Origin of the sequence: Neptunitalea chrysea (assembly GCF_027924145.1) — a bacterium.
Taxonomy (GTDB): domain Bacteria; phylum Bacteroidota; class Bacteroidia; order Flavobacteriales; family Flavobacteriaceae; genus Neptunitalea; species Neptunitalea chrysea.
In genome coordinates this window covers 232,643-252,733 of the sequence record NZ_BRVP01000001.1, presented here as the reverse complement: position 1 = coordinate 252,733, position 20,091 = coordinate 232,643, and the positions used below count along the sequence as shown (strand labels likewise).

The following is a 20,091-nucleotide window of genomic DNA, read 5'->3' as shown; positions in this document are numbered from 1 at the left end:
AGCAATTAGTTTAACTTATGAAATATTCTACAGTACTTTTTTTTGTAACTCTTTGTGCTATAACAATTAGCACTACCTCTTGTAATAATACAGTTACATCAGACAACAATGTAACGTCAAAGCCTGAGGTGGTTGGCATTCCGGAAGTAGCATACCCCTTACCTATTGTAGATTATATTTCAAACAATTGTGACCCTATAAAAAAACGTAGTATTGAGCACAATCCATCTGTATACATCCTTCGCGGAATTAATGATATTTGGAAAGGAACTACAGATGAGTATCAACATGGGTCTTCTGAACATGGCCCTGGAAAAAATGATTATGTAACTACCAATCCCATAATAGACTCTGTTATTTGGAAAGAGAACATCACCTATGTAATAAATGTAACGAATAATAGAACCGATGATGAGGCTATACTAGCCTACTTAGACGATGTAAGATCTAAATTTTACAGTGTGATAGACGGTTTTGGTCCCTTAACAGAGGCATACGTTAAAAATTCAGGGGCTTATGTAGATTTGCCCGAAATTAAAAAAGAAGATGTTTTAGAAAATACTCACTATCAGAGTTCTTACAATAATAATCAAAGATACGCAGGCTCAGAAACTAGTCCGTTAGGTGCTGTAGTTAAGCTGGCAAGAAGTTTTCAAAACACATGTTCTAGCACCAATGCTCCAAAGTATTTATATTCAACTCCAAGACCATGGCGTATGAATGCTAATGGAGAGGTGGTGTTTAAAGGTACTACATACGATACACAACTACATAAACCTACGTACTTAACTAAAGACTATATTGGAAATATTGAATATAAAATTTTTGATATCTACGAGAGTAACGTGCAGGTAGTTTCGGGACTTATGGCCTCCAGAAAAAATCATAAATATATTTATGACGATAGCCATCCTAAACCAGAAGACTTATATACCAATACCACACAAAATATTAGAACCGACAATGGGTATCCAAGTGGACATACCAATGCAGGTGCTATTATTTCTTTGGCATACGCTTATGCATTCCCTGAACGATTTCAGGAACTCGTATTTAGAGGTTCTCAATTAGGAGAAGATCGAATTATTGCCGGTATGCATTCCCCTGTAGATGTAATTGGTGGTAAATTAATGGCTTTAGCTACGGCATGTGCTGCTTTAAACCAAAGCGAAACTTCTGAAATTGCCAAAGAGGCACGCCAAGTAACTTTAGATTTTTTTGGTGCTAAAGCAGATAGTTTAGAAATGTCGCTACAAGATTATGCACATCAAAAAATAGACACCCCTAAAGAATTTACAAACGGAGACATGATAAATATATCTGTTTTTGATAACAACAAGTATGATGATAAAGAAATATTAAAAAAATTATACCGCTTTAGACTTACCTACGGATTTACTCAAGATACTACTAAAAGCCATGCACTTCCTATTGTACCTAAAGGAGCAGAAGTAATTTTAAAAACAAGATTCCCTTATTTATCAGATGAACAACGCAGAGCTGTGTTGTATACAACCGAACTACCATCGGGATATAAAATATTAGATAAAACTAATGGCTGGGGGCGCATTGATTTATTTACAGCTGCTGATGGTTACGGTGCTTTTATAGATAATGTAACCGTTACAATGAATGCTAATTTAGGTAGTTTTAATGCTTATGACTCATGGAACAACCCTATTGATGGTAAAGGAAAACTAACCAAAAAAGGAACAGGAACCTTGTTATTAACTGGTAACAATTCATATACAGGAGGTACTAGTATTGAAGAAGGAACTTTAAAAACAAATGCTGAAACTGCATTAGGAACAAGGAAAACCACCATTACTAATAATGGTATATTAGAGATACTAACCCCATTAAAGTTAACAACCTTACATGTTAACCAACAAGGGAAAATTAGTATTCATTACACAACAAAAAATCATTATAGTCTAGAAGTTAAAGAGGAAGTTGTATTACAAAATAGTAGTTTAGAAATTATATTTACCAAAGAACCTAGTGTAGGTGACCGTCTTCCTATTATTAAATGTAAAAACATTAAAGGTGAATTTAACACCATTATAAACCATCAATTTATGTGTCATACTTCTATAACAGACGGAATTTTATACCTTGTAATTGATAGCAAAAAATAAATATGGTCTTTTTAGTTATATCGAATTCATATTAATTATTAATGTTAAAGGCTTTCTGCTTTATCCAACTAATAGCAATATCAATAGGTATCGTAGTATATGTAAAAGCTGTATTATGCCCTAACGATGGGAATAAACAATATTCAAAAGGTTTCCCTTTTGCTTTAAAAGTATTTAATTGTTCCATACACACCTTAACCGGAATTTGAATATCCTTCTCTCCGAAAAGCCATAACCTTGGAATGGAAAGTTGGGCTAGAGCTACCTTAGGGTCTGAACCTATAAACTCATACCTGTCAGGATCATTTTTTAAATGCTCACGTGCTTCTGCTTCTGTGTGGGTTTCCCAAAAATTGTGTTGTCCATTGGTATAAAATTGAAACCTCAATTGCTCTAACGAAGTAATGGTAGGACAACTAAACAACACCATAAAATCTACTTTGCTATTTTGTGCTGCTATCGGGATAATCCACCCAGCCTGACTAAACCCTACCAAACCAATAGGAATTCAAATAACTAATAATCAAATCATATAGCCCTATTAAAAACACAAAACCTTACTAATCATTTATTTAGTAAGGTTTTGTAATAATCTAATCTTTAAAAAGTGACCGCGGAGGGATTCGAACCCCCAACCCTCAGAGCCGAAATCTGATATTCTATCCAGTTGAACTACGCAGCCTTAGCGTTAGCTTATGCTAATGCCTTTTTAACAATGGTAGAGATGGTTTTACCATCTGCTTTACCTGCTAATTCTTTAGAAGCCATTCCCATTACTTTCCCCATGTCTTTCATGCTTTCAGCGCCGGTTTTAGCTATAATATCTTTTATTACTTTTTCTACTTCTTCTTCCGATAATTGCTCTGGTAAAAACTGCTCTATAACAGCTGCCTGTGCAATTTCAGGTTCTGCAAGGTCTTCTCTTCCTTGCTCGGTATAAATAGCTGCACTATCCTTACGTTGTTTTACTAACTTCTGAAGTAGTTTTATCTCTTCATCTTGCGATAGTTCTTCTTTAGAACCTGTTTCTGTTTGAGCTAGTAAAATGGCAGATTTTACAGCTCTTAACGCCTCTAAAGCCACGGTGTTTTTAGCTTTCATAGCTTCTTTCATGGCAGTCATTATATCGGCTTGTAAACTCATAGTACTTATTTTTTTATTAGGCAGCAAAGATACTATTTTAATTTGTACTTAACTTAATAGATAAATCATATAATGAGCTAGGATCGGTCTATCTATAAAAATCTTAAAATGAAGTCTGCAGCTATAGATAGAAATAAAAACCTGTTTAATATAAAAGCCCGGAAAACATCCGGGCCTTAGTAATATATAATACAGGTACTTATTAATCTACATTATCATGTAAAAAAGAGTTGTTTCTACGCAACTGTAACTCATCGTTACTGTCTTTATTTAATGAAAGACGAGATGAATTATTAATTGTTGGTTGCGGATTTAAATCAATCCCCATACGCTTATATGCAGGCTCTTTTTCTATATCATCAATTTTCTTAACGTTATTGTTGAACTTATAATTAAAGTCTTTCAACTTCTTTCTACGTTCATCGGCTCTGCTTTGTAACAAATCTTTAATTGGATTGTTGAACGGATCTACCGACTCTGTTGTTGAAGGAACTTCTACAGGCTCTTCTACAACCATCTTTTTCTCAAAAGAAACCGAACGATCTACTTCTGGTTGTTTTTTAACAGGCTCTTGCGGACGCGCATTTTCCAATGCCGACTCCATCTCCATATAATCCTCAAGACTGTAACGCTTCACCTCACCGTTATCTACGTCTGCAGGAGTAATCTCAATTGCATCGTTTACCACTATACTTTCTGTTTCCTCTGTAAGATCAAACGTAACAACTTGCTCCTCTTCGTCTTCATGCTTCTCTTCATTTCGAATAGGCATATCAAAACTTAGGCTAAATTGCTCTTCTTTCTTTTCGAAGGTTACTGCTTCAAAATCGTCAACTTCAAACGCTCTAATAGTTTCATTGGTATCTACTATTACAAAATCGTCTTCATTGATTTCTTCATAAAGCGGAGTTACCGAAACCGGTTCTTGAACAGGTTCAGCTTCTACTTCAATATTTCTAATTGCTTCAGAGGTTGGTATAAAACCATTGCTTACTTCTTCTTTATCCTCTAGAGTATCTTCTACAACAGGCGCTTCCTCTATGCCCATTTCAGGTACCTTTACTTCCGGAGCCTTTGGTGTTTCGGTTACTACAGTTTCCTGAATTACCTCTTCTTCCAGTGTATGTTTAATTACCTGGTGTTGCTCAACTTCAATTTTTTCTGAAGCAACATGTGTAGTTGCAGAGGAACTTTTTGCAACTACATGGTTAAAATTTGATCCGGTAGATTTTGGCGTAAGATTTTGTGTAGCCTTTTGCTCATCTTCTAACGTATGTATAATTTTTTTAGCTTCTACATTTACAATCTCATGTTGCTGATCCTGATTAAATCCGGTAGCAATTACAGTAACTGCAATAGCATCTCCTAGATTTTCATCTTCACCAACCCCCATAATAATGTTCGCACTAAATCCGGCCTCATTCTGAATATGATCGTTAATTTCTCCAATCTCATCTAAGGTAATTTCTTCAGTACCCGATACAATTAACAACAATACATTTTTAGCTCCCTGAATTTTGTTATCATTTAATAACGGAGAATCTAACGCCGCAGAAATTGCCTCGTTTGCACGTTGCGTACCCGCTGCTGTTGCAGAACCCATAATAGCAGTACCACTATTAGATAATACCGTTTTAGCATCGCGTAAGTCAATATTCTGTGTATAGTGATGTGTTATTACTTCTGCAATACCACGAGAGGCAGTTGCCAATACTTCATCGGCCTTGGAAAAACCAGCTTTAAAACCAAGGTTACCGTATACTTCACGTAACTTATTATTATTAATAACAATTAAAGAATCTACATGTCTACGTAGGTTCTCAATTCCTTTATGTGCTTGTTCATTACGCATTTTACCTTCAAACTGAAAAGGCATGGTAACAATACCAACCGTTAGAATATCCAGATCTTTTGCCAACTTAGCAATCACCGGAGCCGCACCAGTACCGGTACCTCCACCCATTCCGGCAGTAATAAATACCATTTTGGTGGTTGTTTCCAACATGCGTTTAATATCTTCTAAACTCTCTATAGCTGCTTGTTCACCTACTTCAGGATTGGCACCTGCTCCTAGTCCTTCTGTTAATGATACCCCTAACTGAATCTTGTTAGGAACCGAACTATTTTGCAATGCCTGTGAATCGGTATTACAGATAACAAAATCTACTCCGTTAATACCCTGTTGAAACATGTGATTGATGGCATTACTACCTCCACCACCTACACCAATTACTTTAATAACATTGCTTTGGTTTTTAGGCAAATCAAACGAAATGTTTCCAAATTCTGTGTTACTAGTCATACTTTTCTTTTTCTGGTTTTTTATTCTGCGTTATCTAAAAATTCCTTTAACCTATCGGTAAACCTATCTAAAAATGATTTTTTGTTCACTTTTGGTTCCGGAGCTTTTTCAGGTGTTGCTTCCGGTTCTTCTATTGGGTTTTCTTCCTGGTTAATAGTTGGTGCTACGTTCTGTTCTTCAATTGGTTCTTCTTCTATTACTTCCTCAGGTTCAGGACGCATTCTTTGGTTCTCTAGTGCTTTCATTACCAATCCTACTGCGGTTGCATATACAGGACTCGCAATATTGGCATCAGAATCGCCCGCTAAATGCTCGTTAGGGTACCCAATTCGGGTATCCATCCCAGTAATATATTCTACTAATTGCTTCAAATGCTTTAACTGGCTTCCTCCCCCGGTTAATACAATTCCGGCAATTAGTTTATGTTTTTGTTCTTCGTGTCCGTAATTCTTAATTTCCATAAAAACCTGCTCAATAATTTCTACCACACGGGCATGTATTATTTTAGAAAGATTTTTAAGGGTTATTTCTTTTGGTTCTCTACCTCTTAACCCAGGAATGGAAACTATCTCATTATCCTTGTTTTCTCCTGGCCAAGCCGATCCAAATTTCACTTTCAACAATTCAGCTTGCTTTTCTATAATAGAGCAACCTTCTTTTATATCTTCTGTAATTACGTTACCTCCAAAAGGGATTACAGCCGTGTGTCTAATAATACCATCTTTAAAAATGGCTAAATCAGTGGTACCGCCTCCTATGTCTATAAGAGCTACCCCGGCTTCTTTCTCTTCCTGACTTAACACTGCATTGGCAGATGCTAACGGCTCAAGATTAATACCCCCAAGCTCTAGTCCGGCACTTTTAATACATCTTCCAATATTTCTAATAGAAGAAACCTGACCTACTACTACATGAAAATTAGCTTCCAAGCGTCCGCCATACATTCCTATAGGCTCTTTAATTTCTGCTTGTCCGTCTACTTTATATTCTTGCGGTAATACATGAATAATTTCTTCTCCTGGTAACATTACCAGTTTATAAACCTGACTGCAAAGATCTTCAACATCGTTATGGTTAATCACTTCATCAAAACTAGGCCTTGTAATATAATCGCTGTGCTGTAAACTTCTTATATGCTGCCCTGCAATACCAACTACTACTTCTTCAATGGTAGCTCCTGACACATTCTCTGCATCCTGAACAGCTTTTTGAATAGATTGTATGGTTTGAGTAATGTTATTAACCACCCCTCTATGAACGCCTAAACTCTTAGACTTTCCTACACCAATAATCTCAATTTTTCCAAATTCATTTTCTTTCCCCACCATTGCAACAATCTTGGTGGTTCCAATATCTAATCCTACTGCATATCTATTCTGATTCATAAACTACTTTTTAGTGCACACAACCTGATTACTAAATTTTAAATTCACCCAGCTATAGGTATCAAGGCTTTTATCTTTTACTGCTTTTTGATAAAATGCTTTTAACTTTTTAAACTTAAGATCTAACCCATCTGCAGACCCTAATTTCACCTTAAAATTGTTTGCTCTCATTCTAAGAGTGAAATCGTTCTTTTGTACTGAAATTCCAATTACACTTACCTTCAAAAAATTATCAGATGTTATTTTTTTCAACACCTTAAAAATTTCTTGTTTATTCTCATTGGTAACTTGTCCATTAATTAATGGCACTCTGGCAGTATAATTTCCTGAAAGAGGCATCTCTTCACCCTCATCATCAATATAAAAAGAACGAGTCCCTACAACTCTTGCCAATGGCTTGCGTTGCGTAACATTCACCTTAAGTTCCCCATCTATAGTCATATACACTTCAGCGTCCTTAATCATTTTGTTTCGCAACAACAAAGATTCCATATTATTCAAATCTAACGCATCTTTTGTTACATCCGTAACACTTGTCTGATTTTGTATCAACAATTTATTAACTTCTTCCTTAGTAATAAAAAGAGACGAATCTCCTTCAAATACAATTACCGAAGCCTTTATTTTTCTACTGTTATTTCTGTTAGATGTAAACGCAAACAACAACGAAAAAATAGCTATAGCAGCTATCATCTGTATGTAGGGTATTAATCGTTTCATGCTAACAGTGCTCTTTTAATTTTTACTACTTCATTTCCTATATCTCCAGCCCCGATAGTAGCCACTAGCTCAGGCTTTTCTTTCTGTAAAAACGGTATTATTTCATCCTTGGCTAATACCATTTTATCTGGGCAATTTATCTGTTCTAATAACCACTCAGAAGTAACCCCTTTAATAGGCAACTCTCTGGCCGGATAAATATCTAATAACACCACGGTATCAAACTGTGACAAAGCAGTGGCAAAGCCTTCAGCAAAATCACGAGTTCTACTATAGAGGTGTGGCTGAAAAATAGCCGTTACCTTTTTCCCCGGATACATCTCTCTAACCGCTTGATGAAAGGCATTTATCTCTGTAGGATGATGTGCATAATCATCAATAAAAACAACATCCTCGGTCTGAATATGGTACGAAAATCTTCTTCTAACCCCTTTAAAAGATGCTAAGGCACTTACGAGGCGATCGGTTGGGGAGCCTGTTTGAATCGCCATCGCAAATGCTACTAAAGCGTTTAACAAATTATGTTTCCCAGGTTTGTTAAACTCAACCCTCTTCAAAACTTGAGTGGGGGTTACCAAATCAAAAAAGTAGGATCCGTTTTCTATTAAAATATTTTCAATTCTATAATCTGCTTCAGGCTCAAAACCATAGGTAACTCCATCTAACGGTAAGCCGTATCTAACAAACATTTTACCCTTAGGTTTTAACTTCTTTGCAAAATCATTGAAAGAAGTTATAATACCATCTTCATTTCCGTAAATATCTAAATGGTCTGCCTCCATAGAAGTAATACAAGCCACATTAGGAAACAATTGTAAAAATGATCTATCATATTCATCTGCTTCCACCACTGAAATCTCAGTACCGGTGCAAATAAAGTTTGTATTATAATTTTCTGAAATACCACCCAAAAAGGCTGTCATAGCTACCCCACTTTCCTTAAGCAAATGCCCCAGAATAGCAGTGGTTGTGGTTTTTCCGTGCGTACCCGCAACGGCTAAACAAAAAGTATTTTTAGTAACATCGCCTAAAACAGTTGCACGTTTTTTAACAGTAAATCCATTATCCTGAAAATAACATAGCTGCTTATGTGATGCAGGTACTGCCGGCGTATATACCACAAAGGTATTCGCTGCATCTAAATACAGTTCAGGTATTACAGTTTCTGAGTCATCAAAAGTTACTGCAATATCTAACTTTTGAAGCATTTCGGTAATTTCGGAAGACGTTTTATCATACCCTGCCACATTCTTCCCGTTTAAATGAAAGTAACGTGCCAGATTAGACATTCCTATGCCACCAATACCTATGAAATAAACACTATGTACCTCTGTTAAATTCAATTCAATAACTTTTTAATTTCTACCACAATTGACTTTGTTGCGTTTGGTAATGCCAATTTTTTTATATTCGTAGCTAACTGATGCTGATACTGAGCATCGGTTACTATCTTTTTAAATTCATTTTCAAAAGTGGCATCTAAGTCCACTTCTTTAATCATTACAGCAGCCTCTTTTTTTGTAACTGCCAAGGCATTTTTGGTCTGATGATCTTCTGCCACATTAGGTGACGGAATAAACACTACCGGTTTACCTACAATACACAATTCGCTTACTGAACTTGCTCCTGCCCTAGAAATAATTACATCTGCTGCTGTATATGCCAAATTCATTTCTTTAATAAACGGAAGCACCTTAATTCCTTTTTCCGAATTGTATTTCATATACGTTTCTTCATACAATTTTCCGCATTGCCATAGCACCTGTACATCTTGCTCTTGAAAAAACGATAGTTCTTTTTCAATTAATTTATTAACTCTTGAGGCGCCCAAGCTACCTCCCAACACCAACAGTGTTTTCTTAGTAGCATCCAAATCGAAAAACTCAATAGCTTCGCTTCTCTTTCCTTCTATCTCTAACAGATCCTTTCGTACCGGATTCCCAGTTTTTATAATTTTACTAGCTGGAAAAAAACGATCTAAACCATCATACGCTACACATATTACTTTTGCTCTTTTGGCTAGTAACTTATTCGTAATTCCCGGATATGAATTCTGCTCTTGTAATACACAGGGTACTCCTGCAGATTCTGCCATTTGCAATAACGGTCCGCTAGCAAAGCCTCCAGTACCAATAGCTACATCTGGCTTAAATTTTCTTATAATTTTTTTAGCCCTTAAAAGACTGCTTATCAATTTCACAGGAAACATCAAGTTCTTAGCAGTAAGCTTACGCTGTAGCCCAGCAATCCACAGTCCTTCAATTGCATAGCCTGCTTGCGGCACTTTCTCCATTTCCATTTTATCCTGTGCTCCTACAAACAAGAACTCCGCCTTCGGAAACTCGCGCTTCAATTCATCCGCAATTGCTATTGCCGGATATATATGGCCTCCTGTGCCCCCACCTGATATAATAAACTTATAATTGCTCACTTAAAACTTCTAATGGGTTTATCTCTTCTTCTAAATTTTCCTTTAAAACTTCTTCCTCTTTAAATTCGTCGCGTTTAGCACTTACACTTAAAATAATACCTAACGCAATACAAGTCATCCAGGTAGAAGTACCTCCGCTACTAATAAGCGGTAAGGTTTGTCCGGTTACAGGAAATAACTCTACTGCAACCGCCATATTTATAAATGCCTGAAAGATGATAGGCAACCCTACCCCCATTACAAGCAGTTTTCCGAATACCGAATCGCACTTCTGAGATACGATGATAATTCTAAACAACAGAAACAAATACGACAAAAGCAACACTACCGCGCCTACTAAACCATACTCTTCTACAATTATAGCAAAAATGAAATCGGAGGTTGACTGTGGCAAAAAGTTTTTCATTACACTTTTACCAGCACCTACACCTGTAACATTCCCTAACGCTATAGCCGTTTTTGCTTTTAATATCTGATAGTCATCATTAATATTTTCATCAGCACTCACAAAGTTTTCAACACGACTAATCCATGTATCTACACGATTAGGAAAAAGTCCCGGAAAAGCTTTTGCTACTAATACGAAAAACGTTAATGATAGTATTCCTACCCCGATAATTGACAATAAATACTTGATAGGATAACCTCCTAAAAAACACAACACACATACCATGAAAAATATGATAGCGGTTGTTGAAAAGTTAGCAGGAAGTATTAGCATTAAAACCACAGCAACCGGAGCCCATAGCGGTAAAATACTATCCTTAAAAGTAATTTTCTTGTCTTTTATTTTTGCCAAGTATCCGGCTACATACACCATAAGTACCAATGATGCCAGTGTTGAAGGCTGAAACGACATTCCAACAAATGGTAATTGAATCCATCTACTGGCATTGGCTCCACCTATGGTAGTACCTTGCAACATGGTTACTACTAATAACACTATTACTAAAGGAACAAACAAAATAGCAATCCCTTTAAAGTACTTAAAAGGTAATTTATGCACCGCATACATAATTACAAATCCCAAAAGCAACAGGATCGTATGGCGTATTAAATACCCCAAAGTAGTCCCTTTACCTACTACATATACCAAGTTAGTACTGGCACTATAAACAGGTAAAAACGAAAACAATGCTAACATGGTAACTACTGCCCATATTGCTTTATCTCCTTTAATACTTTTAAAAATTTGTAACATATTTTTCTTTTATAATTTTCTTACAGCTTCTTTAAACTGTCTGCCTCTGTCTTCGTAATTTTCAAATAAATCGAAACTTGCACATGCCGGTGACAGCATTACGGTATCTCCAGGTTCCGCCATTCTGTATGCCTCTCGTACAGCTTCGATCATAGAACCAGCTTCAACTAATTCATCCGTCACAGCTCCAAAAACATCTATAATCTTACTATTATCTATTCCTAAACAAATAATTGCTTTAATTTTCTCGCGTACCAATGGTAATAAAGAGGTGTAATCGTTTCCTTTATCTACACCACCAACAATCCAAACCATCTGAGTACTTACGCTATCCAATGCGTAAAAAGTAGAGTTTACATTAGTAGCTTTAGAATCATTAATGTACTGTACATTCTGAATCTTCAACACCTTCTCCAATCTGTGTTCTACTCCCTGAAAAGTCTCAAAACTCTCTCTAATCGTTTGCTTTCTTATCTTCAGCAATTGCGCAACAGTTGAGGCTGCCATAGCATTCTTAACGTTGTGCTTTCCTTCTAACTTTAATGTATCTGTCGACATGGTAAAAATTGAATTGTCAATATTTGTTATTATTGTATTATCCTCTAAATATGCTCCCTCTTCTACTTTCTTTGTTATTGAAAACGGAAGCAACTTCGCCTTCACTTTATTTTTCTCAAGCCATTCTGTTATTACTTCATCATCTGCATCGTAGATTAAAAAATCTTCCTGTGTCTGATTTTTAGTAATCCTGAATTTGGCTTCAATGTACTTTTCAAACTGATAGTTATACCTATCTAAATGATCAGGAGTAATGTTGGTTATTACCGCAATGTGCGGCTTAAACGTTTCAATATCGTCTAACTGAAAACTACTTATCTCCAACACATAATCTTCGTAATTCTGTTCTGCAACCATTTGAGCAAAACTATCTCCAATATTGCCCGCCATCCCTACATGCAAACCACCATCTTTTAATAAGTGATAGGTTAGCATGGTTGTGGTTGTTTTTCCATTACTTCCTGTAATACCCACTATAGTTGCATTAGCATACTGTGCAGCAAATTCAATCTCCGACACAATCGGTATATGCATTGCTCTAATTTTTTGCACCAACACTACCTTATCAGGTATTCCGGGACTCTTCATCACAACAGAGGCATTTAAAATTTTCTCCTCAGTATGTGTTTCATCTTCCCAATCTATTTCATGATTTAAAAGAACTCTTTTATATTTTGGTTTTATCGGTCCTTTATCCGATACAAACACTTCATACCCTTTTTGCTTAGCTAAAATGGCAGTTCCTACTCCACTTTCCCCACCTCCAAGTACTACCAAACGCTTCTTCCCTTCCATCTTATCTTAATTTCAGCGTTACAAATGTTAACACTGCCATTAAAATTCCTATAATCCAGAAACGCGTTACAATCTTACTCTCATGGTAGCCCTTCTTCTGATAATGGTGATGTAATGGTGCCATTAAAAACACCCTTTTTCCTTCACCAAATTTCTTCTTGGTATATTTAAAATAACTCACCTGTATCATCACCGATAAATTCTCTGCAAAAAAGATAGCGCACAGTACAGGGATTAATAATTCTTTACGGATAGCAATTGCTATTACCGCTATAATACCTCCAATAGTTAAACTCCCTGTATCGCCCATAAAAACCTGAGCCGGATATGTATTGTACCATAAGAACCCTACCAAACCACCGGCAAAAGCTGCAATAAATACAGTAATCTCACCAGCATTAGGGATATACATAATGTTCAAATAATCTGAGAAAATGATGTTACCAGAAACCCAAGCAAAAACACCTAGGGTTACCACCATAATAGCCGAAGTACCAGCTGCTAATCCATCTATACCGTCTGTTAAGTTTGCTCCGTTAGACACGGCGGTTACAATAAAAATAACTACTGGGATAAAGATTAACCAAGCATACTTTCCTAAATCATTACTTATCCAAGTTAAAATAGAAGCATAATCAAACTCGTTATTTTTTAGAAATGGAACCGTTGTTTTGGTTGACTTTTCTTCTAGACTGAATTTTGGTACATCATTATTTACTGTTGCGGTATCAACAACGGCAACATCTTTTATTTTTTCTTTTACTGTTACACCAGGATGTAAGTACAAAGTAACTCCTACAATAATACCAATACCAATCTGCCCAACTACTTTAAACTTACCTTTAAGTCCTTCTTTGTCTTTTTTAAACACTTTAATATAATCATCGACAAAGCCAATAATACCCATCCAAATTGTAGTAGCAATTAATAATACGGTATAAATATTATCGAGTCTTGCAAACAACAATACCGGAATTAAGGTAGCACCTATAATAATAAGCCCTCCCATGGTTGGTGTACCTGCTTTTTGAGATTGCCCTTGCAACCCTAAATCTCTAACGGTTTCACCAATCTGCTGTTTTCTTAGAAACACAATTACACGCTTCCCATAAATGGTAGAAAGCAACAACGAGAAAATAATAGCCATAGCAGCTCTAAAGGAAATGTACTGAAAAACTCCAGCTCCAATAAAATTGTAATGTTTGTCTAAATATTCAAAAAGATAATATAACATAAGAGTATTACTTTTCCAGTTTCTTTAATAATTCCTCAACTACTTTATAATCGTCAAATTCGGTTCTCACACCTTTAATTTCCTGATAGGTCTCGTGTCCTTTTCCAGCAATTAAAATAATATCGTTAGCCGCCGCCATTTGGCATGCTGTTTTTATAGCTTGTTTTCTATCTAAAATAGAGAGTGTCTTTTTAAAGCTCACTCCATCAACACCCGCTTCCATCTGCTCAATAATCTGTTGCGGATCCTCACTTCTAGGGTTGTCAGAAGTAAAAATTACCTTATCACTTTTATCTGCCGCAATTGCTGCCATCACAGGTCGTTTTGCTGCATCTCTATCACCACCACACCCTACTACTGTAATCAAACTTTCGTTTTTAGTACGGATATTATTAATTGTTTCCAATACATTTTTTAAAGCATCAGGAGTATGTGCATAGTCTACTACCGCAGTAATTTTTGTATCAGAAACCAAGTACTGAAAACGCCCACTTACACTTTCTAACTGACTTAATAAGCGCAATGATTCCATTTTTTCTAACCCTAATAAATCAGCTGTAGCGTATATTGCCAATAGATTATAAGCATTAAAATCTCCTATTAAACGTGTCCAAACTTCTTGGTCGTCCACTTTTAATAGCAATCCTGAAAACTGATTTTCCAGAATTTTAGCCGTATAGTCTGCGTATGTTTTTAATGCGTATGTTTTTTTTATTGCTTTGGTATTTTGAAGCATCACCACACCATTTTTATCATCGGTATTTACCAAGGCAAATGCATCTTTTGGCAAATGGTCGAAGAATGATTTTTTCACATCTCTATAGGCAGCAAATGTTTTGTGATAATCTAAATGATCATGTGTTAAGTTGGTGAAAATTCCTCCGGCAAACACAAGTCCTTCAGTTCGCTTCTGGTCAATCCCATGAGAACTAACCTCCATAAAGCAATACTCTACCCCTTCATCGTTCATTAACTTTAAATACTTGTTTATAGTTAATGAATCTGGGGTTGTATGCGTAGCTTTAAACTCCTTATTGGCCACCATTATATTTACAGTTGACAATAACCCAACTTTATACCCTGCCTTTTCAAACATTTGATACAACAAGGTTGCTATAGTCGTTTTTCCGTTGGTTCCTGTTACCCCTACTAATTTTAAATTAGCTGAAGGATTCTCATAATAATTAGCCGCCATATGTGCTAAAGCGCTATGCGAGTCAGCCACCTGAACATACGTAACTCCGTTTACCATTATCTCTGGAAGCTCTTCACAAATAATAGCAACCGCACCATTATCTACTGCTTTATATATATACTCATGACCATCTACCACCGTTCCTCTAATTGCCACAAAAATAGCATTCAAAACTACTTGTCTCGAGTCAAAATGAATTGCATTCACAGCTACAGCAGTAGTTCCTAAAACCGCTTCTATACCAACTTTGTACAATATGTCTTTTAACAATATCATGATAGCGTTAATACTATTTTCTTATTACTATTAATAGCTTCACCTGCCTTAATGGACTGCTCTTTTACATCTCCAGCTCCTCTCACCTCTACCTTTAAACCTAAGTTTTCAAGTATTGCAATAGCATCCATACCAGGCATCCCTTTTACATTAGGAACCTTTTTAAAGGCTTTATTTGATTTCTCATAAAACCCATCATAACTAGCCAACACCTTTTTATCTGCTTCATCCATCTCTTTAACAGTATCTATTAAAGGAGAGCTTGTATATATTTTTTGAGCCACTTTTTTAAACACAGGTCCCGAAACATCCGCTCCATAATACCCAACACTTTTGTCTGGTTCATGAATTACAACAATACATGAATACTTAGGGTTTTCTGCTGGAAAAAATCCGGAAAAAGAGGATATATAGTTTAGTTTACTCTTATCTGTATGCGCATAGTCCTTTTGACAAGTACCTGTTTTACCAGCCATAGAAAAGTTAGGCGAATACAAACTGTGTCCGGTACCATGTTCCTTTTCAACTACATCTTTTAATAACTGTTTTAGCTTATTTATGGTTTCCTTAGAGCATATCTTAGGATTAATAACTTCTTTATCAAATTTGTTTACGATTTGATCCCATTCTCTAACCTCTTTTATCAAACGAGGCTTTACCATCTCACCATTATTTGCAATCGCATTATAAAAGGTTAACGTTTGCAATGGCGTTAATGCAACCCCATAACCAAACGCCATCCACTCCATAGAAATCCCATTCCATGATTTATCACTAGGATGCGGCATATGAGGCGTTCCTTCACCCGTTATACCATCTGATTTTAAGTCTAACTTCTGAGCCACATTCATGGCATCTAGCCTATCTGTAAATCGCTTTGGATTATCTTTAAAACTCTCATGAATTGTTTTTACGATACCCGTATTAGAAGAAACTTGAAAAGCTTCCGCTAACGATATAATACCATAACCACCTCTATGAGAATCGCGTACCGACTTACCGTAATATTTTATCACTCCTTTTTCTGTATCTACCATATAACTGGTATCTACAACTTTTTCTTCTAAAGCAGCCGCCACCGCCATTAATTTAAAAGTAGAACCCGGCTCATGCGCCTCACCTACAGCGTAGTTAAAACGTTCATAATAATCGCCACTAGTATCTCTACCTAAATTCACAATGGCTTTTATTTCTCCTGTAGCAACTTCCATTACCACAACACTCCCATGATCTGCCTTGTATTTCTCTAATTGCTCTAACAAAGCATAGTGAGCAATATCCTGAATATTAATATCTATAGTAGAAACCACATCATACCCATCCTTAGGCTCTATTTCATCGGCACTATTAATTGGTTTCCATAAATTCTTTGCAATACGCTGCCTCCAACTCCTACCATCTACCCCATTTAAATAAGGTTCACAAGCAAGCTCCAACCCTACAGGCTTCACATCTCCATCTCTAGTTACACGGTAATACCCAATACTACGTTTAGCCATAGAACCTAAAGGATACTCCCTTACCGTTCTTCTATTTACAATAATCCCACCTCTATACGCACCAAGACTAAACAACGGAAACTTTTTTAGCTTCATATAATCACCATAACCAAGATTTTTAGCTATTAGATAGTATCTACTTTTATTTTTTCTGGCACGCTCTAATCTTGATTTTAACCCCGCACTACTTTTACCAAGAAAAACTCCCAGCGAATCACATAAAGGCTTAATATATTTTTTAAAATTCTCATCAGATGCAGTTACTGCATCGAAATGTATATCGTAACGCGTTACAGAAGTAGCTAACAAACTCCCATCATCTGAATATAGGTTTCCTTTATTTGCAGGTACCTCCACACTCTTCATATTATCTTCACGTGCTGCAAGTCTATACTCTTCTCCTCCTAACTGAATGGAAACAAGCTTTACAAAAACAGCAATAGCAAACAAGAACATACATCCTGCTACTATATACAATCTCAGTAATATTTTCTTTTCTGTTATTGCCATTATTAGGTTTCTAATTCGTTACTTTAATTTTTTTAGGAGGATTCTTAGAAGGTCTTAACCCCATCTTACCAACCTCTTCTTTTATTTTTGACTCCAGTTTTAATTTCTGAAGTTTTGATCTTGTATCTACAAACTCGCTCCTTAACTCCTGCACATCTTCATTTAATTCTGCTATCAAATGTGCTTTTTGGTCTGCACTATGCGAACTACTAATCATTATAATTGCCAACAGCGACATAAACAGAAAAAACCGCCATCTTTTAATAGCACCAGCCTCTTCACTCACAAGAAAGCTCCCTCTCAATATGTCTAACAATCCGTTTTTCATATTCTCTCAGCTACCCTTAATTTGGCGCTTCGCGCTCTATTATTTAAAGCTATCTCTTCTTCAGTCGGCACTATCAATCCACCTACCTTTTTAAAAGGCACATCTATATTTCCATAGAAATCTTTCTCTGCCTGCCCCTGAAACTTCCCATCTCTAATAAATCTTTTCACTAATCTATCCTCTAAAGAGTGATAACTTATTAAACTCAACCTTCCTCCTTCATTTAAAACCTCAGGCATCTGTAACAAAAACTCTTTCAGCACCTCTACCTCTTCATTTACTTCTATACGTATTGCCTGATATATTTGAGCCAACACTTTATTCTCTTTAAACCTTGGCAAAAATTTAGAAACAACCTTTTTTAAATCTTCCCCTGTTTTTATCTCTTCATCCTTTCTCGCTCCAACAATCGCTCTGGCAATAGCTCCCGCGTTCCTTAATTCTCCATACATAGAGAACATCATTCTTAAATCAGCTTCTTCATATTCATTTACCACTGAGTAAGCAGAAACTTCACTTTGCTGATTCATTCGCATATCCAACTCTGCATCAAATCGGGTAGAAAACCCACGCTCAGGAACATCAAACTGATGTGACGAAACACCAAAATCTCCCAACACACCATCTACCTTCTTAACACCATGAAACCTCAAAAAACGCTTTACAAACCTGAAATTCTCACTTATCAACACAAAACGTTCATCATCTGGCACATTATCCAAAGCATCCGCATCCTGATCAAAACCAAACAATTTACCACCAGGCCCCAATCGTTTTAATATTTCCCTAGAATGCCCACCTCCACCAAAGGTCACATCTACGTAAACTCCATCTTCCTTAATATTAAGTCCATCTACTGTCTCTTTCAACAGTACCGGGTTATGATATTCATATTCCATCATCATCTCCTCCCATCACTTCTTCGGCCAAATCTGCAAAATCATCTGTCGCATCATCAATTACCTGTTCATACTTATTTTTATCCCAGATCTCAATAATATTTATTGCAGAAGACAGCACAATCTCTTTACTAATCCCTGCAAAATTCACAAGATCTTTCGGTATCAAAAACCTACCCGTAGCATCTACCTCAACCATTTTCACTCCCGCAGTAAACCTTCTGATAAAATCATTATTCTTTTTATTAAACCTGTTTAGTTTCCCTATTTTTTGCATCATTGCATTCCATTCTTCCATCGGATACAACTCAAGGCAACTTTGAAAAACTGCACGTTTTACCACAAATCCATTCGCTAACATAGGGGCAAGCTGTGACTTTAACGCCACAGGAAGCATCACTCTTCCTTTCGTATCTGCCTTACACTCATATGTTCCGATGAAATTTGTCACAAATTCTCCACTAAACTGTTAGTTTTTCAAATATATGGAATATTTTACCACTTTTTACCACATACTACCACATTGTTAATAAATTTTAGAGTTTTTAACTTTTTATAGATAACATTTAGTTTTTCAATTAGTTAGCTCCTCCACAAGACAAAGACTCTCGAGATATAGCAAATTCTACCTTCTACTAAAGGTTTCTGGTTTTTTAGGTTTGAATCTTAGTTAAATACTTATATTTGTTTTTTGGAAAAATTAACATCGTTGATGCTTAAAAACGTAAAAAAAGAAGGTAAGTTTAGTTACCTTGAGACAGGAGAAGGACAACCCATTATTATTCTACACGGATTAATGGGAGGATTAAGTAATTTTGAGGGAGTTACTCATTTTTTCTCAAAAAAAGGTTACAAGGTACTCATCCCCGAGTTGCCTATATACTCTATGCCTTTACTAAAAACTACTGTTAAAAACTTAGCTAAGTTTTTAGAGCAATTCATTGAACATAAAGAACTAGACAATGTAATTTTGCTTGGAAACTCACTTGGCGGACACATTGGTTTATTACACACCAAGTTGTTCCCTGAAAAAGTAAAATCACTGGTAATAACAGGAAGCTCAGGACTTTACGAAAGTGCCATGGGAGATGGTTATCCTAAAAGAGGAGATTACGAGTTTATTAAACAGAAGAGTGAAGACGTTTTCTACGACCCTAAAGTTGCCACTAAGGAAATTGTAGATGAAGTTTTTGAAACCGTAAACGACCGATCAAAACTTATTAAAACATTAGCCATTGCCAAAAGTGCTATTAGACATAATATGGCAAATGACTTACCAAATATGCATACCCCTACGTGTATTATTTGGGGTAAAAACGATTCTGTAACACCTCCTAACGTAGCTGAAGAATTTCATGAATTATTACCAGACTCTGACCTTTTCTGGATTGACAAATGTGGACATGCTCCTATGATGGAACACCCTATCACTTTTAATGAAATTTTGGATCACTGGCTTACTAAAAGAGGTTTTTAA

At 36.1% G+C, this 20,091-nt stretch carries 17 protein-coding genes and 1 tRNA gene; 2 read left to right on the top strand and 16 right to left on the bottom strand.

All coding sequences use genetic code 11. The annotated features are described in order from the left end of the window. Positions 1 to 17 precede the first annotated feature (17 nt). Positions 18 to 2,138, top strand: coding sequence for a phosphatase PAP2 family protein (locus NBRC110019_RS01085; protein WP_281751430.1), 2,121 nt, complete (start codon positions 18 to 20; stop codon positions 2,136 to 2,138). Between the two features lie 31 nt (positions 2,139 to 2,169). Here the strand turns inward: NBRC110019_RS01085 and NBRC110019_RS01080 are convergent, their stop codons facing one another. From NBRC110019_RS01080 to mraZ, 16 genes are all read right to left on the bottom strand, one after another. Then, entirely contained in the window at positions 2,170 to 2,634 is a 465-nt protein-coding gene (locus NBRC110019_RS01080) for an alpha/beta hydrolase family protein (protein ID WP_281751429.1), read from the bottom strand. Between the two features lie 112 nt (positions 2,635 to 2,746). Further along, a tRNA-Arg gene (locus NBRC110019_RS01075) sits at positions 2,747 to 2,820 on the bottom strand. 11 nt (positions 2,821 to 2,831) lie between these two features. Then, on the bottom strand, positions 2,832 to 3,281 hold the full coding sequence (locus NBRC110019_RS01070; RefSeq protein ID WP_281751428.1) for a GatB/YqeY domain-containing protein: 450 nt from the start codon (positions 3,279 to 3,281) through the stop codon (positions 2,832 to 2,834). 202 nt (positions 3,282 to 3,483) lie between these two features. Beyond that, on the bottom strand, positions 3,484 to 5,583 hold the full coding sequence (gene ftsZ / locus NBRC110019_RS01065) for a cell division protein FtsZ (protein WP_281751427.1): 2,100 nt from the start codon (positions 5,581 to 5,583) through the stop codon (positions 3,484 to 3,486). A gap of 20 nt (positions 5,584 to 5,603) precedes the next feature. Then, the gene (ftsA, locus tag NBRC110019_RS01060; RefSeq protein WP_281751426.1) at positions 5,604 to 6,968 is read right to left on the bottom strand and encodes a cell division protein FtsA; all 1,365 of its coding nucleotides are present in this window, start codon (positions 6,966 to 6,968) and stop codon (positions 5,604 to 5,606) included. 3 nt (positions 6,969 to 6,971) lie between these two features. After that, positions 6,972 to 7,688, bottom strand: a complete 717-nt coding sequence (locus NBRC110019_RS01055; protein ID WP_281751425.1) for a cell division protein FtsQ/DivIB — start codon at positions 7,686 to 7,688, stop codon at positions 6,972 to 6,974. Beyond that, positions 7,685 to 9,031 (bottom strand): UDP-N-acetylmuramate--L-alanine ligase, encoded by a 1,347-nt coding sequence (gene murC / locus NBRC110019_RS01050; protein WP_281751424.1) that lies wholly within the window; start codon positions 9,029 to 9,031, stop codon positions 7,685 to 7,687. The genes NBRC110019_RS01055 and murC overlap by 4 nt, the downstream gene beginning before the upstream one ends. Then, a complete protein-coding gene (gene murG / locus NBRC110019_RS01045) occupies positions 9,028 to 10,119 on the bottom strand; it encodes an undecaprenyldiphospho-muramoylpentapeptide beta-N-acetylglucosaminyltransferase (RefSeq protein WP_281751423.1) in 1,092 nt (363 codons plus the stop codon). The genes murC and murG overlap by 4 nt, the downstream gene beginning before the upstream one ends. Further along, positions 10,106 to 11,320, bottom strand: coding sequence for an FtsW/RodA/SpoVE family cell cycle protein (locus NBRC110019_RS01040; RefSeq protein ID WP_281751422.1), 1,215 nt, complete (start codon positions 11,318 to 11,320; stop codon positions 10,106 to 10,108). Before NBRC110019_RS01040 ends, murG begins: the two co-directional genes overlap by 14 nt. Positions 11,321 to 11,329: 9 nt before the next feature. Then, complete coding sequence (murD, locus tag NBRC110019_RS01035) at positions 11,330 to 12,673, bottom strand: UDP-N-acetylmuramoyl-L-alanine--D-glutamate ligase (protein WP_281751421.1); 1,344 nt, start codon at positions 12,671 to 12,673, stop codon at positions 11,330 to 11,332. A gap of 1 nt (position 12,674) precedes the next feature. Then, positions 12,675 to 13,907, bottom strand: a complete 1,233-nt coding sequence (gene mraY / locus NBRC110019_RS01030; protein ID WP_281751420.1) for a phospho-N-acetylmuramoyl-pentapeptide-transferase — start codon at positions 13,905 to 13,907, stop codon at positions 12,675 to 12,677. Between the two features lie 7 nt (positions 13,908 to 13,914). Continuing rightward, positions 13,915 to 15,378 carry a UDP-N-acetylmuramoyl-L-alanyl-D-glutamate--2,6-diaminopimelate ligase gene (locus tag NBRC110019_RS01025; RefSeq protein WP_281751417.1) on the bottom strand — a complete coding sequence of 488 codons (1,464 nt, stop codon included), beginning with the start codon at positions 15,376 to 15,378 and terminating at the stop codon, positions 13,915 to 13,917. Next, positions 15,375 to 17,387: a PASTA domain-containing penicillin-binding protein gene (locus tag NBRC110019_RS01020; RefSeq protein ID WP_281751415.1), complete on the bottom strand. Its 2,013-nt coding sequence runs from the start codon at positions 17,385 to 17,387 to the stop codon at positions 15,375 to 15,377. Before NBRC110019_RS01020 ends, NBRC110019_RS01025 begins: the two co-directional genes overlap by 4 nt. A gap of 10 nt (positions 17,388 to 17,397) precedes the next feature. Further along, positions 17,398 to 17,715 carry an FtsL-like putative cell division protein gene (locus NBRC110019_RS01015; protein WP_281751413.1) on the bottom strand — a complete coding sequence of 106 codons (318 nt, stop codon included), beginning with the start codon at positions 17,713 to 17,715 and terminating at the stop codon, positions 17,398 to 17,400. Continuing rightward, positions 17,712 to 18,617: a 16S rRNA (cytosine(1402)-N(4))-methyltransferase RsmH gene (gene rsmH, locus NBRC110019_RS01010; RefSeq protein WP_281751458.1), complete on the bottom strand. Its 906-nt coding sequence runs from the start codon at positions 18,615 to 18,617 to the stop codon at positions 17,712 to 17,714. The genes NBRC110019_RS01015 and rsmH overlap by 4 nt, the downstream gene beginning before the upstream one ends. Then, positions 18,604 to 19,065, bottom strand: a complete 462-nt coding sequence (gene mraZ / locus NBRC110019_RS01005; RefSeq protein WP_281751411.1) for a division/cell wall cluster transcriptional repressor MraZ — start codon at positions 19,063 to 19,065, stop codon at positions 18,604 to 18,606. Before mraZ ends, rsmH begins: the two co-directional genes overlap by 14 nt. A 261-nt stretch (positions 19,066 to 19,326) precedes the next feature. Here mraZ and NBRC110019_RS01000 point away from each other — a divergent pair, with 261 nt between their 5' ends. Beyond that, a complete protein-coding gene (locus NBRC110019_RS01000) occupies positions 19,327 to 20,091 on the top strand; it encodes an alpha/beta fold hydrolase (protein WP_281751456.1) in 765 nt (254 codons plus the stop codon).

Coding starts and splice junctions, on each gene's coding strand:
- NBRC110019_RS01070 (WP_281751428.1), bottom strand. CDS start 3,281: ATGAGTTTACAAGCCGATATAATGACTGCCATGAAAGAAGCTATGAAA.
- ftsZ (WP_281751427.1), bottom strand. CDS start 5,583: ATGACTAGTAACACAGAATTTGGAAACATTTCGTTTGATTTGCCTAAA.
- NBRC110019_RS01020 (WP_281751415.1), bottom strand. CDS start 17,387: ATGGCAATAACAGAAAAGAAAATATTACTGAGATTGTATATAGTAGCA.
- murD (WP_281751421.1), bottom strand. CDS start 12,673: ATGGAAGGGAAGAAGCGTTTGGTAGTACTTGGAGGTGGGGAAAGTGGA.
- NBRC110019_RS01055 (WP_281751425.1), bottom strand. CDS start 7,688: ATGAAACGATTAATACCCTACATACAGATGATAGCTGCTATAGCTATT.
- ftsA (WP_281751426.1), bottom strand. CDS start 6,968: ATGAATCAGAATAGATATGCAGTAGGATTAGATATTGGAACCACCAAG.
- NBRC110019_RS01085 (WP_281751430.1), top strand. CDS start 18: ATGAAATATTCTACAGTACTTTTTTTTGTAACTCTTTGTGCTATAACA.
- NBRC110019_RS01040 (WP_281751422.1), bottom strand. CDS start 11,320: ATGTTACAAATTTTTAAAAGTATTAAAGGAGATAAAGCAATATGGGCA.
- NBRC110019_RS01025 (WP_281751417.1), bottom strand. CDS start 15,378: ATGATATTGTTAAAAGACATATTGTACAAAGTTGGTATAGAAGCGGTT.
- rsmH (WP_281751458.1), bottom strand. CDS start 18,617: ATGATGGAATATGAATATCATAACCCGGTACTGTTGAAAGAGACAGTA.
- mraY (WP_281751420.1), bottom strand. CDS start 13,907: ATGTTATATTATCTTTTTGAATATTTAGACAAACATTACAATTTTATT.
- NBRC110019_RS01015 (WP_281751413.1), bottom strand. CDS start 17,715: ATGAAAAACGGATTGTTAGACATATTGAGAGGGAGCTTTCTTGTGAGT.
- NBRC110019_RS01000 (WP_281751456.1), top strand. CDS start 19,327: ATGCTTAAAAACGTAAAAAAAGAAGGTAAGTTTAGTTACCTTGAGACA.